Raw genomic sequence first — 13,252 nt, forward strand, 5'->3', positions numbered from 1 at the left:
GTGACCGACACCGACCGCACCCAGGCCCCGGACGCGGCCGGCGCGACCGCCGCCCCGCAGTCCCCGTCGGGTCGGCTGGCCTCGGGCCCCGGCCGGATGCTGGTCTGGTTCTACGGGGTGTTCACCGTCGCGGCGGCCTCCCGCTCGATCGTCCAGATGGCGACGGACTTCGACCGCGCCCCGCTCGCGTACGTGCTGTCGGCGGTCGCAGCGTGCGTGTACGGCTTCATCACCTACTCGCTGGTGCGCGGCGGGGAGGGCGCCCGCCGGGCGGCCCTGCTGTGCTGCGCCGCCGAGTTGGCGGGGGTGCTGATCGTCGGAGCGTGGACCCTGGCGGACCCGTCCGCCTTCCCCGACGCCACGGTCTGGTCCGACTTCGGCATGGGGTACGTCTTCATCCCGGTGATCCTGCCGGTGACCGGCATTCTCTGGCTGCGCCGCCGCCGCACCCTCTGACGCCGCCCGCCTCGCGCGGCACACATCCGGGGCCGGACCGCGGCGGGTTCGCCGGGTACGGCCCCGAAGGCGTGTGCGCCGGCGCTTACGCGCTGGCCACGAAGGACCGCGCGCCCGCTTCCTTCTCCAGCAGGATCAGCCGTACGCCGTCCTCGCCGGTGGCGTCGCCGACCCGGGCGTATCCGGCGCGGCGGTAGAGCCGCAGATTGCCCTCGCTGCGGTGACCGGTGTGCAGCCGGAAACGGGTGGGGTGCCGCTCCGCCTCCAGGGCCGCCTCCGCCGCGTCGAGCAGCCGGGCGCCCAGGCCGTGGCCGCGGAGGCGGGGGTGGACGCAGAGCTTGCCGATCCGTCCGGTGCCGTCCTCCTCGGTGAAGCCCCGTACCGATCCGACGACTTCGTCGCCGAGCCGGGCCACCAGCACGAGGTCCGTAGCGACTTCCGCACGGACCGATTCGAGGGACTGGACCAGAGGGTCGATCCGGTAGTTCCCGTACAGCTCCGCCTCGCTCTGGAAGCAGAGGTACTGAAGTCTGAAGATCTGCTCGACGTCCTGTGGGCCCGCCGCCTCGATGATCACGCTCATGCCCATGTGCGCATGCCTCCCGCTCACCTGATCCGCCGGTTGTGTACCGCTCCTATCCCCGCAGTTCAGGAGCTACAACCTCCGCCGCGAGCATTCTGCGCAGACATCCAAGGCATCGGGAACGCATCGGACCCAAACTCCCCTGTGACATACCCAACTCTCCTGCGATTTCGCGGTAGGTGGGGTCGCCCGGCGAGAGCATCGCCTCCAGCAGCCCGGCGCACTTGCCGGGCAGCCTGGCCACCGCGGCGCGCAGCACCCGCCGTTCGTCGGCGCCGAGCAGGGTCCGTTCGGGACACACGCGGGGGCCGGCCGGCGGCTCGCCCTCGTCGTGCGGCCGCTCGCGCAGCGCGGATCGGCGGGCGCGGCGGGCCTCGGCGCGCACGGTGTCCCGGATCCAGCGGCCGGGATCGGCGGGCGGTGCGACGGCGCCCGAGGCGAGCCCTTCCAGCAGGTGCAGCCAGACCGCCTGTTCGAGGTCGGCGGGCTCGGTGGCCGCGGCGGGCGCCTCCGCCGTGACCTCGGCGCGGACCAGCCGGTGCAGCGGGTGCAGGGACACGGCGGCGTACGCGGTGGGGGCCGCCGGAACGTGATCGGTGAGGGTCATGCCCGCCCAACGCCCGCCGTGCCCGGCCGGTTGCCGAACCGGTGGAGCGCCACCCGCCCGTGGCACTTCGGGCGGCGTGCTGACGCGGCCCCGCCCGCCCGGGTGCGGCGGGCGGGGCGGGGGCCCGGTGGGCGTGGTGCGGCGGGCGGGGCGGGGGCCCGGTGGGCGTGGCGCGGTGGGCGGCGCGTCAGTCGCGGCCCGCGTCGGACGCGGCGAGCAGGGCGGTGTCGGGGTTGTCGGAGAAGACGCCGTCGATCCCGGTGGCGAAGTACGCCCGGAAGGCGCCGAAGGCGTCCCCGTAGGCGTTCGGGTCGGTGCCGCGCCGGAAGTCGGCCGGCAGGAAGCTGTTCTCGTTGCGCATCGTGTAGGGGTGCAGCACCAGCCCCTGGGCGTGCGCGTCGCGCACCAGGGTGGTGGGCGTGGCCAGCTTGCCGGCGGCGTCGCGCGGGATCACCAGGTCCAGGGTCGGACCGATGCCCTGGGCGAAGGACGCCAGCCACCGCAGCCCGGCCGGGGTGACCAGGTCGGCGACGGTGCGCGGGTCGCCGGCCGCCGTGAAGTCCCACGGCCGCGAGGAGGCGCCGGAGAGCAGCACCACGCGCGGGGTGGAGACCAGCTTCGCGAGCCGCTGGACCGAGCCGGGCTCGAAGGACTGGAGGATGAGGGCGGCGTCGGCGTGGTCCCGGCCGTAGCGGCGCAGCAGCCGGGCGAGCGGCTCCTCCAGGCCCAGCCCCAGGGAGCGGAAGTAGGTGGGGTGCTTGGTCTCGACGTACAGCCAGACCGGCTTGCCGCGGGTGCGGCCCTGGGTTTCGGCCCAGCGCAGCACCTCCTCGAAGGTGGGGATCTCCCAGCGGCCGTCGTAGAGGGTGTTCTCCTGGCGGGTGCCCGGGATGCGCTCGGTGGCGCGGAGGGTCTTCAGCTCGGCGAGGGTGAAGTCCTCGGTGAACCAGCCGGTGAGGGAGACGCCGTCGACGGTCTTGGTCGTCCTGCGGCCCGCGAACTCGGGGTGGGCGGCGACGTCGGTGGTGCCGCTGATGTCGTTCTCGTGGCGGCAGACGAGGTGGCCGTCCTTGGTCGGCACCAGGTCCTGCTCGACGATGTGCGCGCCGAGGTCGAGGGCGAGCTGGTAGGAGCCGAGGGTGTGCTCGGGGCGGTAGCCGCTCGCGCCGCGGTGGCCGATGACGGTGGGGACCGGCAGGTCGCGCAGCCGGCGTCCGCCGCCCTTCGGTCCGCCGCCCTTCTTCCCGGCCTCCGACGACGGGGCCGCGGCCGCGGGCCCCGCCACCGCCCCTATTGCCGCCGTCGAGAGCACCGCCGCCCCGAGGAGGGTCCGTCGGCCGGGGCCGTGCTGCGCGCGGTCTGTCATGGGGACTCCTCGTACGGGATGTGGGTGGGCGCCGCTGCGGGACGGGCCGATCGTAGGCAGCGGGCGGGTACGCTGGGCGTCCCGCGCCGGAACGGCGGGTTAACGCACATCAACAGCGCGTATCGACCGCGTGAACCCGGTGTGCGGTCGGCGCGTGCCCGCGAGTATCGTCCTCACCTGCACATACCCTCAACGCACATCGGCCGGCCCGGCCACGACACCGGAGGAACCGTTGTCCCGACTCACGGTCATCAAGGCAGTGCTCGGACCGATCCTGCGCCTGATGTTCCGCCCGCAGGTGGAGGGCGCGCAGAACATCCCGGGGGACGGGCCGGTGATCCTCGCGGGCAACCACCTCACCTTCATCGACTCCATGATCATGCCGATCTGCGTCGACCGGCCGGTGTTCTACATCGGCAAGGACGAGTACGTCACCGGCAAGGGGATCAAGGGCCGCGCGATGGCCTGGTTCTTCACCGGCTGCGGCATGATCCCGGTGGACCGGGACGGTGGGCGGGGCGGGGTCGCCGCGCTGATGACGGGCCGCCGGGTGCTGGACGAGGGCAACGCCTTCGCCATCTACCCCGAGGGGACCCGCTCCCCCGACGGCAGGCTGTACCGCGGCCGCACCGGCATCGCCCGGCTGACGCTGATGACGGGCGCGCCGGTGATCCCGTTCGCGATGATCGGCACCGACAAGCTTCAGCCGGGCGGGGCGGGTATCCCCCGGCCGGGCAAGGTCACGGTCCGCTTCGGCGAGCCGATGGAGTTCTCGCGCTACGAGGGCATGGACCGCGACCGCTACGTCCTGCGGGCGGTGACCGACTCGGTGATGGCCGAGGTGATGCGGCTGTCCGGCCAGGAGTACGTGGACATCTACGCCACCAAGGCCAAGGCCGCCTGACGCCTCCCCACGGGCCCGCGCCCCCCTTCCGGGGGCGCGGGCCTTCGGCGTGCCCGGGGCGGAAAAGGACGTGTGGCGCGGACGGCCGGGGAGCGCGGTCCCGGCCATGGCCGACGAGGAGAACGGGAACGCCGCGGACGCCGCGGACCGCACGGACGACGCGTACGGAGCGGGCGGTGGGAGGGCGGGGACGGGCGGCCGTTCACCCGGGAGAGCGAAAGCCATGTCCCGGTGTGGGAGAAGCCGGCCGCCTGACCCTCCCGCGCCACGGCGGGCCGTGCTTCCGGAACGCCGGCGGGCCGGGTGTTCGGCCGGGGTGACGGCGGGTCAGCCGTGTGCCGGGGCGCCGTCCTCCAGTTTCTGGCCGCGCAGCAGGAACCAGGCGGCGACGGCGGCGGCGAGCAGGACGGCGGCGCCCACCCCGGCGGCGGCCCGCATCCCCTCCACGAACGCGTCCTGGGCCGCCGCGACCAGCCCGGCCGCCTGTCCGGCGGGCAGCGGTCCGGCCGCTTCCACCGCGCCGCCCAGCGACTGGTGGGCGGCGGCGGCCGTGCCGGCGGGCACTCCGGCCGGGGTGGCGAAGCCCTGGTAGACGCCGGTGACGATGGAGCCGAGCAGGGCGATGCCGAGCGCCGTGCCCAGTTCGTACGCCGTCTCGGAGACCGCGGAGGCGGAACCGGCCTCCTCCTGGGGGACGCTGGAGAGGATGACGTCGGCCGTGACGGTGAAGGCGAATCCGGCGCCGACGCCGACGATGAGCAGCATCGCCCCGAGCAGCGGATAGCCGGTGTCGCGGCTCAGCAGGGTGACGGAGGCCAGGGCCACGCCGACCGCGCCGAGTCCGCCGGAGACCACCGACCGCACGGAGAACCGGCGGGCGGCGGTGCCGGCGAGCAGACCCGCGGCCACCGAGCCGACGGCGGCCGGGAGTTCGGCGAGTCCCGCCTCCAGCGGACCGCGCCCCTGGACCAGTTGCAGGAACTGGGAGAGGAAGAAGATGAGCCCGGACAGTCCGAGGATGGTCAGCAGGTCGGCGAGGACCGCCCCGGAGAAGCCCCGGTGGTGGAAGAGGCGCATGTCGAGCAGCGGCTTCGGCAGGGTGAGCTGGCGCCGTACGAAGCCGGTGAGCGCGGCGGCGCCGACGGCTGCGGCCGCCAGGACCTGGGCGCCGATCCCGTGCGCCGCGGCTTCCTTGACCGCGTAGACGACGCCGATGACGCCGACCAGCGACAGCAGGACGCTGGGCAGGTCCCACGGGCCGGGGGCGGGGTTCTTCGACTCGGGGAGGAACGTGATGCCGACCAGGACGAGGACCGCCATCACCGGCAGGTTGATGAGGAAGACCGAACCCCACCAGAAGTGTTCGAGGAGGAATCCGCCGACGACCGGTCCGACGGCGGCGCCCGCGGAGGCCGTCGCGCCCCAGATGCCGATGGCGAGGCTGCGTTCGCGGGGGTCGTGGAAGAGGTTGCGGATGAGCGCGAGGGTGGACGGCATCAGCGTCGCTCCGGCCACGCCGAGCAGGGCCCTGGCGAGGATCATCATGCCGGGGCCGGTGGCGTAGGCGTTGAGCACCGAGACCGCGCCGAACGCGACCGCGCCGGTCAGCAGCAGCTTCTTGCGGCCGATCCGGTCGCCGAGGCTGCCCATGGAGACCAGCAGGCCGGCGATGACGAAGGAGTAGACGTCGCCGATCCACAGCAGCTGGGTGCCGGTGGGTTCGAGGTCCTCGCTGAGGTAGGGGGTGGCGAGGCCGAGCACGGTCGCGTCGACCGCCACCAGCAGCACGGCGAGGACGAGGACGGCCAGCGCGATCCACCGCCCGGGGCTGCGTCCGTCGGTGGTCGAGGGTCGTATGGCGGTGCTGGTCACGGCTGCACGCTCCGTCGTACGCCGCCGAGCAGCAGCTCGGCGACCATGTGGGTGAAGTCCTGGGGGGCGACCCGGCCGGTCTGGACGGTCCAGGCGGCGCTGGAGACCAGGCCGTAGAGGGCCTCGGTGAGCCAGGCGGGGGTGAGGTCGATGCGGAACTCGCCGCGCTCCTGGCCGGCGCGGAAGAAGGCGGACACCTGCGCGTCGAGGCGGCTCCAGCCGTCGTCGACCTGGTCGCCCTCGAAGAGCTGGTTCTCCGTGATGAGGAAGGCCAGCAGTCCGGCGGAGGGTTCCACGGCGGCGACGAGCCGACGCAGTGCCTCCTCGGAGGTGCCCTCGTCGAGCGCGGCGGCCCGGACGGCGCCTTCGAACTCCTGGATGCCGAGCCGTTCCAGCGCCTTCACCAGGGCGTCCCGCCCGGCGAAGTGCCGGTGCAGGGTGGCACGGCTGATGCCGGCGGCCCGCGCCACCTCGTCCATCGTGGCGGTGGACTTGTGGGTCAGCAGACGGGCGGCGCTGCGCAGCACCTGGTCGCGGTCGAGAGGCATGAGACGACCATAACTCACATGAGACAACTTTGTCTCAGGAAGGGATCGTGGAGCAGTATCGGTGTCGCGCGGGCGCGCCCGGCGACAGCATGGGGGGATGAAGCCGCTGCTGCTGATCGACGTCGACGGGCCGCTGAACCCCTTCGCGGCGCTCGCCCGCCGCCGCCCGCCGCAGGGCTACCGGCGGCACCTGATGCGCCCGACCGGCTGGGAGGCCGGGGACCCGCTGCCGGTGCTGCTCAACCCGGAGCACGGCGACGAGCTGCTGACCCTGACCGACCGGTTCGAGCTGGCCTGGGCCACCACCTGGAAGGCGGAGGCGAACCGCTGGATCGCCCCGCAGCTGGGGCTGCCCGCGCTGCCGCACGTCGAGTGGCCCGGCCTGCTCGGTCCCGGACCGGACGCCACGTACGGGAAGACCCAGCACGTCGTGGCGTACGCGGACGGGCGGCCGTTCGCCTGGGTGGACGACGAGATCACCGACCGGGACCGCGCCTGGGTGACCGTCCACCACCCGGCACGGGCGCTGCTGCTGACGATCGACCCGCGGGTCGGCCTGGTGCGGCGCGACTTCGACACGCTGGCGGCGTGGGTGGCGGACGCGGGGGCGTGAACGGGCCCGGCGGGGCGGCCGCGGCGGCGGGCCGGGGTTCTCAGTGCCACGGCAGCGCGGCCCGGTGGCGCCAGTACGCCTCCGGTTCCTCCACCAGGGCGTCGAGCCGTGCCACCCGCTCCTCGTCCAGGTCGAGGGTGACGGCGTGCAGGTTGCCGGAGAGCTCGTCGACCGTGGTCGCGCCGGACAGGACCGCACCGGCCCACGGCTGCCGGAGCACGAAGGCGAGCGCGGCTGCGTCGCTGCCGAGGCCCTGCTCGGCGGCGAGTTCGCGGAGCACGGCGGGCGCGTCGGCGCCGGCCAGCCGGCCGTTGGCCATCGCCTCCTTGACGATGACGGTGAGTCCCGCGTCGTGGGCGTCGGCGAGCGCGGGCCCGGCGGAGGTCTCCAGCACGTTGTACGTGGACTGGACGGTACGGAACAGGGGCTCGCCGTCGACGGTCACGCCGAGCGCCGCCCGGATCGCGTCGGCCTGGCCGGGGCCGCTGGTGGACAGGCCGACGGTGACGCCCTCCGCGGCCAGCGCGGCGAGGCGGGCGTGCAGCTCCTTGTCGGTGAGCGCCGGGCTGTCGGCGGTCACCGAGTGGATCTGGTAGAGGTCCAGCCGGTCGCCGAGCAGGGCGTGGGTCTCGGTGCGCTGCCGCTCGTAGGTGGCGAGGCCGTGGTCCTTGACCTCGTGGGCCTCGGCGTCGATCCGCCAGTCGGCGGTGTAGGTGTAGCCCCACTTGCTGCCGACGACCACGTCCGTGACGTGCGGGCGGGCGGTCAGCCACTCGGCGAGGAACGCTTCGGAGCGGCCGTAGGACCGGGCGGCGTCGAAGTACCGGACGCCCTGGGCGTACGCGGCGTCCAGCAGTTCGTGGGTCCGCTCCCGCAGCGCCTCGGGGGTGCGGGCCCCGGGTTCCCCGAGGTCGCGGGTGACGTTGATGTAGCCGGGCCTGCCCACGGCGGCCAGGCCGAGCCCGATGTGGGCGGTCGAGGTCGTCGCTGCGGTCAGGCGGTCGAAGGACATCGTGGGTTCCTCGCTCTCGGGACGGCTCGTCGTCTCCGGGGCCGCCCCGGCCCGCGCCGGCGGCAGCCCCACCCCGTCAACGTAGCCCGCGAGAGCGTCCCCACACCTCAGGCGGGGGTGTGGGGCGGGTGCGGGCCGCCGCGCACCGGCCGGAGCCGGCGCGCGAGGGCCCGGCCGGCTACCGCGCCTGCGCCCAGGCGTGCTGGACGGCGAGGTCCCGCTTGACCTCGGCGAGCTGGACGGCGACCGCCGAGGGGGCGGTGCCGCCCCGGCCGTCGCGGGAGGCGAGCGCGCCGGGGACGTTGAGCACCGTGCGGACCTCGGGCGTCAGGTGCTCGGAGATCTTGGCGAACTGCTCGTCGGTCAGCTCGTCGAGCTCGATGCCCCGGTGCTCGCACTCCTTGACGCACTCCCCCGCGACCTCGTGGGCGACGCGGAAGGGGACGCCCTGCTTCACGAGCCACTCGGCGATGTCGGTGGCGAGCGAGAAGCCGGCCGGGGCGAGCTCCTCCATCCGCTCCCGGTTGACGGTGAGGGTCGCCATCATGCCGGTGAAGGCGGGGAGCAGGACCTCCAGCTGGTCGCAGGAGTCGAAGACGGGCTCCTTGTCCTCCTGGAGGTCGCGGTTGTAGGCGAGCGGGAGGGCCTTGAGCGTGGCCATGAGGCCCGTCAGGTTGCCGATGAGACGGCCCGACTTGCCGCGCGCCAGCTCGGCGATGTCCGGGTTCTTCTTCTGCGGCATGATCGAGGAGCCGGTGGAGAACGCGTCGTGCAGGGTGACGAAGGAGAACTCCTTCGTGTTCCAGATGATGATCTCTTCGGCGATCCGCGAGAGGTTCACGCCGATCATCGCGGTGATGAACGCGAACTCGGCGACGAAGTCGCGGGAGGCGGTGCCGTCGATGGAGTTGGCGACCGAGCCGCCCTCGAAGCCCAGGTCGGCGGCGACGGCCTCCGGGTCGAGACCGAGCGAGGAACCGGCCAGCGCGCCGGAGCCGTACGGCGACACGGCCGTGCGGGTGTCCCACTGACGCAGCCGCTCGGCGTCGCGGGACAGCGACTGGACGTGGGCCAGCACGTGGTGGGCGAAGAGGACGGGCTGCGCGTGCTGGAGATGGGTGCGGCCCGGCATGGCGACGTCCGGGTGCGCGTCGGCGAGACCGACCAGGGCGTCCTGGAGGTCGGCGAGCAGCCCGCCGAGGATCCGGGCGTGGTCGCGCAGGTACATCCGGAAGAGGGTGGCGACCTGGTCGTTGCGGGACCGGCCGGCCCGCAGCTTGCCGCCGAGGTCCTTGCCGAGCCGCTCCAGCAGGCCCCGCTCCAGGGCGGTGTGGACGTCCTCGTCGGCGATGGTGCCGGTGAACGAGCCGTCCGCCACGTCGGCTTCGAGCTGGTCGAGTCCGGCGGTCATGCGGGTGAGTTCGTCGTCGGTGAGCAGCCCGGCCTTGTTCAGGACGCGTGCGTGGGCACGGGAACCGGCGATGTCGTAGGGCGCCAGCCGCCAGTCGAAGTGGACGGACGCGGACAGCTTGGCCAGCGCCTCGGCCGGTCCGTCGGCGAAACGGCCGCCCCAGAGGCGTACGTCGTCGTGGCCGGTGCCGTTGCCGTTGCTCACTGCTGCTCCTGGGAGAACAAGGGGGTGGATGGTGCGGCCGCCTCCCCGCCGCCGAGGAGCGGGAAGCCGGAGACGTGCCTGCCGCGAAGGTACGCGGGCCGGGGCGGGACCTCATGACCCCACGCTGGGCAGGTATAACTATGCAGTGGTCCGTATGTTTTGTCAAAACTCATGATCTCCCCGGTCCCGCCGCCCGGAAACCACGATGCCCCCGCGTCCTCGTGTCCCTTACAGTCGGCGCGGGCGGGCCGGCGGACGCACGGCTGCCGGGGACGGGGGCCGGACGATGGGTGACGGGGCGAAGGCCGATGCGACGAGCGGGGCGGGGCGCGCTCCCGCGCCGGACACTCCCGGCCGGGAGCCGGCGTCCGCCGACCCCTACGGGTACGGGTACGGCGTGGACGCGGCACTGGACGCCGCGCTCGCCGGCGCCGGCCCGGACGTCTGGATCGCCTTCGACCACGCCGCCCGCGACGCCCTCCGCTACGGCGCCCTGACCCTCCCGGTGTACCGGCGGACCCCCCGGGGCGGCTTGGGCAACCTCCTGGTGCCCGGACGCCGGAAAGCCCCCGGCGACCGCGTCGACCCGGAGTCCGTCGCCGGTCTGTCCCCGAGGAGACGGGCACTCGCCGCGTGCCACGCGGACGGCCGGGTCCGCCGGGCGGCGTTGGAGGCGTTGGCCGCCCTGCCGGAACTCACCCCGCTCCTGCTGCTGCGGGCGACGGACTGGGTGCCGCAGGTCCGCGAAGCCGCCCGGACCCTGCTCGAAGGGCTCCCCCACTCCACGGTCCTGCTCCACGGCAGCCTGATCCTGCGCCTGTCCCGGCGCGAGCGGGGCGGCTTCGCCCGGGAGCTGTTCGGCCGTGCGGTGGACGCCGCGACGCCGGAGGTGATCGCCGCGCTCCTGACCGACGACGACCGCGCGGTGCGCCGGACCGCCCACCGCACGGCACTGGACCGCGGCACGCTCTCCCCCGCCCGGCTGGCCCGGATCGCCGCGGCCGACGCCGACCCGAAGGTCGCGACGATGTGCGCGGAGGCGGCGGTCGCCTCCGTCCGGGGCCCCGGGGACGGACCCGTGGTGGACCTGCTGCTGACGGCCCGGAATGCGCAGGTCCGGGCCGCCGGGGTCACCGCGCTGCGCCGGGCGGGCCGGCATCCGGAGGCCGTGGCGTTCCTCGCCGACCGTTCCGGGGTCGTGCGGGCCTGCGCCCGCTACGTGCTGCGGCAGGACGGCACGGACCCGCTGCCCCGCTACCGCGAACTGTGCGCGGACGCCGGACGCCATCCGGCGGCCGCTACCGGGCTCGGCGAGTGCGGCGGGCAGAGCGAGGAGGACGTCGCCACGCTGTGGGCCCTCACCGGCCACCCGGTGCCCGCCGTCCGCGTCCACGCCGTGACCGGCCTGCGCCTGCTGGACGCCACCCGCCACGAACGGCTCCTCCCGCTGCTCGACGACCCGTCGTCCGCCGTGGTGCGGACGGTCACCCGCGCCCTGCTGCCCGACGCCGCCCGGCTGCCGGGCGCCCGGCTGCGGGACAGGACGGCCGACGACCGGCCGCCCCACGTGCGGGTGGCGGCTCGACGGCTGCTGCGGGCCGCGACCCGGCAGTGACGGCGCACGCGGACACCGGGCACGCGATCCGGCCACGGGGCGCACCCCCGGCCGGAAAAGCGCGTGCGGGCCGGCGCGCCGGAGATCGACACTGACCCCATGGGAAAAACGTACGAGCGTATCGACGGACGTCTGCGGGCCTTCATCGAGGCACAGCAGGTCTTCTTCACCGCGACCGCGCCCCTGGACGCCGAAGGGACCGTCAACCTCTCGCCCAAGGGGGTGGCCGGGTCCTTCGCGGTGCTGGACGAACACACCGTGGCCTACCTGGACTTCGCCGGGAGCAACGCCGAGACCGTCGCCCATCTGCGGGAGAACGGCCGGATCACCCTGATGTGGTGCGCCTTCCAGGGGCCGCCGAACATCGTGCGGGTGCACGGACGCGGCGAGCCGGTGTTCCGGGACGACCCCCGCTTCCCGGACCTGGTGGCCCGCTTCCCCGGCGTGGCCGTGGAGTCGCACGGGCTGCGGGCCGTCGTCGTCGTGAGCGCCGAACTCGTCCGCGACACCTGCGGCTTCGCGGTGCCGTACCTGGCGTACGAGGGTGAGCGGACGCTGCACGGGGACCGCTTCGCGCGCGAGGACGACGAGAGCCTCGACGCGTACTTCGGGAAGAAGGAGCACATCGCGACGTCCCTGGACGGGCTGCCGGGGCTCCCCCTGCCGCTGCCGCCGCTGCCGTCCGCCGGGTGACCGACCGGGGCCGTACGGCGTAGGGCCGCTGGGCCGGGGTCGCGGACCGCCGTACGGTCCGGGCATGCGCAGAGCTCTCGTCACCGTGCCGGTCCTGTTCGCCCTCGCCGGCTCGCTCGCGGCCGGGCCGCCGGACCGCCCGCTGCCCGCGCGGATGGCCGACACCGGCGGCGGCACCCAACTGATCACCGCCGAGGCGCCTTCGGCCGGTTCCACCCGTGGGCGGGTGACCTGGTGGGAGCTGCGGCGGGGCCGGTGGACGAAGGCGGGTTCCGCGCCGGCCCGGTTCGGCTCGGGGGGCCTCGTGGAGGGCCGCACCCGCGAGCAGGGCACCAGCACCACGCCGACCGGGCTGTACGGGCTGCCGTACGCGTTCGGGATCCGGCCGGCCCCGGCCGGCGCCACGTACCCGTACCGCCGGGTCACGGAGCGTTCCTGGTGGTGCCAGGACAACGCGGCCCGCGCGTACAACCGGTGGGTGGAGCCCCGGCCGTCCGACTGCCGGGCGGCGGAGGCCGAGCACCTGATCACCTACCGCGCGCAGTACGCCCGCGGGCTGGTCGTCGGGTTCAACTACGCGAAGCCGGTGCGCGGCCGGGGCGCGGGCATCTTCCTGCACGTCAACGGCAGCGGCGCGACGGCGGGTTGCGTCTCCGTGCCGGCCGGGGCGATGGACCGCATCCTGGCCTGGGCGAAGCCGGGCAAACGCCCGCACCTCGCGATCGGGACGGCCTCGGGGCCGACCCGCATCACCCGGTACTGAACGCGACGGGACGCGCCCGCGCGGGGCGGAAGGTGTCCCCCTCCGTCCCGCGCGGGCGTCGCGCGTCAGCGGTCGTTCTGCGCCAGCCGCAGCAGGTGGTCGGCGAGGGCCTGGCCGCCCGCCGGGTCGCGGCTGATCAGCATCAGCGTGTCGTCCCCGGCGATGGTGCCGAGGATGTCCTGGAGTTCGGCCTGGTCGATGGCCGAGGCGAGGAACTGCGCGGCGCCCGGCGGGGTGCGCAGCACGACGAGGTTGGCCGACGCCTCCGCCGAGATGAGCAGTTCGGCGGAGAGGCGGCGCATCCGCTCCTCCTTCGCGGACCCGCCCAGCGGTGCCTGCGGGGTGCGGAATCCGCCCTCGCTCGGCACCGCGTAGATGAGTTCGCCGCCGGTGTTGCGGATCTTCACCGCGCCCAGCTCGTCGAGGTCGCGGGAGAGCGTCGCCTGGGTGACGCTCAGTCCGTCGTCGGCGAGCAGCTTGGCGAGCTGGCTCTGCGAGCGCACCGGCTGCCGGTTGAGAATGTCCACGATCCGGCGGTGGCGGGCCGTCCGGGTCTGCGGCACCGCGGGCCCCCCGTGGTCGTTCTCCTGGGCCTCGGTCATCGT

The 13,252-nt window shown here is 74.3% G+C and carries 14 protein-coding genes; 6 read left to right on the forward strand and 8 right to left on the reverse strand.

From position 1 onward, the window contains the following. Positions 1-456: a hypothetical protein gene (locus Q0994_RS31485; protein ID WP_299541634.1), complete on the forward strand. Its 456-nt coding sequence runs from the start codon at positions 1-3 to the stop codon at positions 454-456. A gap of 85 nt (positions 457-541) precedes the next feature. Here Q0994_RS31485 and Q0994_RS31490 read toward each other — a convergent pair whose 3' ends face one another. The 3 genes from Q0994_RS31490 to Q0994_RS31500 all read right to left on the reverse strand — a co-directional run bounded on the left by Q0994_RS31490 (position 542) and on the right by Q0994_RS31500 (position 3,012). Further along, entirely contained in the window at positions 542-1,045 is a 504-nt protein-coding gene (locus tag Q0994_RS31490; RefSeq protein WP_299541706.1) for a GNAT family N-acetyltransferase, read from the reverse strand. 46 nt (positions 1,046-1,091) lie between these two features. Then, positions 1,092-1,646, reverse strand: coding sequence for an RNA polymerase sigma factor (locus Q0994_RS31495; RefSeq protein WP_299541636.1), 555 nt, complete (start codon positions 1,644-1,646; stop codon positions 1,092-1,094). Between the two features lie 187 nt (positions 1,647-1,833). Further along, positions 1,834-3,012: a glycerophosphodiester phosphodiesterase gene (locus Q0994_RS31500; RefSeq protein ID WP_299541638.1), complete on the reverse strand. Its 1,179-nt coding sequence runs from the start codon at positions 3,010-3,012 to the stop codon at positions 1,834-1,836. A gap of 232 nt (positions 3,013-3,244) precedes the next feature. Here Q0994_RS31500 and Q0994_RS31505 point away from each other — a divergent pair, with 232 nt between their 5' ends. Next, entirely contained in the window at positions 3,245-3,916 is a 672-nt protein-coding gene (locus Q0994_RS31505; protein WP_299541640.1) for a 1-acyl-sn-glycerol-3-phosphate acyltransferase, read from the forward strand. Positions 3,917-4,243: 327 nt separating this feature from the next. On the opposite strand, the gene Q0994_RS31510 is transcribed toward Q0994_RS31505, so the two are convergent. Beyond that, positions 4,244-5,788, reverse strand: coding sequence for an MFS transporter (locus Q0994_RS31510; protein WP_299541642.1), 1,545 nt, complete (start codon positions 5,786-5,788; stop codon positions 4,244-4,246). After that, complete coding sequence (locus tag Q0994_RS31515; RefSeq protein ID WP_299541644.1) at positions 5,785-6,336, reverse strand: TetR/AcrR family transcriptional regulator; 552 nt, start codon at positions 6,334-6,336, stop codon at positions 5,785-5,787. Before Q0994_RS31515 ends, Q0994_RS31510 begins: the two co-directional genes overlap by 4 nt. Positions 6,337-6,433: 97 nt before the next feature. Here Q0994_RS31515 and Q0994_RS31520 point away from each other — a divergent pair, with 97 nt between their 5' ends. After that, positions 6,434-6,949, forward strand: a complete 516-nt coding sequence (locus tag Q0994_RS31520; RefSeq protein WP_299541646.1) for a hypothetical protein — start codon at positions 6,434-6,436, stop codon at positions 6,947-6,949. A gap of 40 nt (positions 6,950-6,989) precedes the next feature. Here the strand turns inward: Q0994_RS31520 and Q0994_RS31525 are convergent, their stop codons facing one another. Together Q0994_RS31525 and argH are read right to left on the reverse strand one after the other, a co-directional pair. Next, on the reverse strand, positions 6,990-7,961 hold the full coding sequence (locus tag Q0994_RS31525) for an aldo/keto reductase (RefSeq protein WP_299541709.1): 972 nt from the start codon (positions 7,959-7,961) through the stop codon (positions 6,990-6,992). Positions 7,962-8,139: 178 nt separating this feature from the next. After that, complete coding sequence (argH, locus tag Q0994_RS31530) at positions 8,140-9,576, reverse strand: argininosuccinate lyase (protein WP_299541648.1); 1,437 nt, start codon at positions 9,574-9,576, stop codon at positions 8,140-8,142. Positions 9,577-9,973: 397 nt separating this feature from the next. Between argH and Q0994_RS31535 the strand changes: the two genes are divergently transcribed. The 3 genes from Q0994_RS31535 (at position 9,974) to Q0994_RS31545 (ending at position 12,647) form a co-directional block, all read left to right on the forward strand. Then, the gene (locus tag Q0994_RS31535) at positions 9,974-11,191 is read left to right on the forward strand and encodes a hypothetical protein (protein WP_299541650.1); all 1,218 of its coding nucleotides are present in this window, start codon (positions 9,974-9,976) and stop codon (positions 11,189-11,191) included. 99 nt (positions 11,192-11,290) lie between these two features. Further along, entirely contained in the window at positions 11,291-11,884 is a 594-nt protein-coding gene (locus Q0994_RS31540; protein ID WP_299541652.1) for a pyridoxamine 5'-phosphate oxidase family protein, read from the forward strand. Positions 11,885-11,948: 64 nt separating this feature from the next. After that, positions 11,949-12,647 carry a L,D-transpeptidase gene (locus Q0994_RS31545; RefSeq protein WP_299541654.1) on the forward strand — a complete coding sequence of 233 codons (699 nt, stop codon included), beginning with the start codon at positions 11,949-11,951 and terminating at the stop codon, positions 12,645-12,647. A 65-nt stretch (positions 12,648-12,712) separates the two neighbouring features. Here the strand turns inward: Q0994_RS31545 and Q0994_RS31550 are convergent, their stop codons facing one another. Then, positions 12,713-13,249, reverse strand: coding sequence for an arginine repressor (locus tag Q0994_RS31550; RefSeq protein ID WP_299541656.1), 537 nt, complete (start codon positions 13,247-13,249; stop codon positions 12,713-12,715). Positions 13,250-13,252 lie beyond the last annotated feature (3 nt).

Source organism: uncultured Streptomyces sp. (genome assembly GCF_947488945.1).
Classification (GTDB): domain Bacteria; phylum Actinomycetota; class Actinomycetes; order Streptomycetales; family Streptomycetaceae; genus Streptomyces.

Coding starts and splice junctions, on each gene's coding strand:
- Q0994_RS31490 (WP_299541706.1), bottom strand. CDS start 1,045: ATGGGCATGAGCGTGATCATCGAGGCGGCGGGCCCACAGGACGTCGAG.
- Q0994_RS31495 (WP_299541636.1), bottom strand. CDS start 1,646: ATGACCCTCACCGATCACGTTCCGGCGGCCCCCACCGCGTACGCCGCC.
- Q0994_RS31500 (WP_299541638.1), bottom strand. CDS start 3,012: ATGACAGACCGCGCGCAGCACGGCCCCGGCCGACGGACCCTCCTCGGG.
- Q0994_RS31515 (WP_299541644.1), bottom strand. CDS start 6,336: ATGCCTCTCGACCGCGACCAGGTGCTGCGCAGCGCCGCCCGTCTGCTG.
- Q0994_RS31520 (WP_299541646.1), top strand. CDS start 6,434: ATGAAGCCGCTGCTGCTGATCGACGTCGACGGGCCGCTGAACCCCTTC.
- Q0994_RS31525 (WP_299541709.1), bottom strand. CDS start 7,961: ATGTCCTTCGACCGCCTGACCGCAGCGACGACCTCGACCGCCCACATC.
- Q0994_RS31540 (WP_299541652.1), top strand. CDS start 11,291: ATGGGAAAAACGTACGAGCGTATCGACGGACGTCTGCGGGCCTTCATC.
- Q0994_RS31545 (WP_299541654.1), top strand. CDS start 11,949: ATGCGCAGAGCTCTCGTCACCGTGCCGGTCCTGTTCGCCCTCGCCGGC.
- Q0994_RS31550 (WP_299541656.1), bottom strand. CDS start 13,249: ATGACCGAGGCCCAGGAGAACGACCACGGGGGGCCCGCGGTGCCGCAG.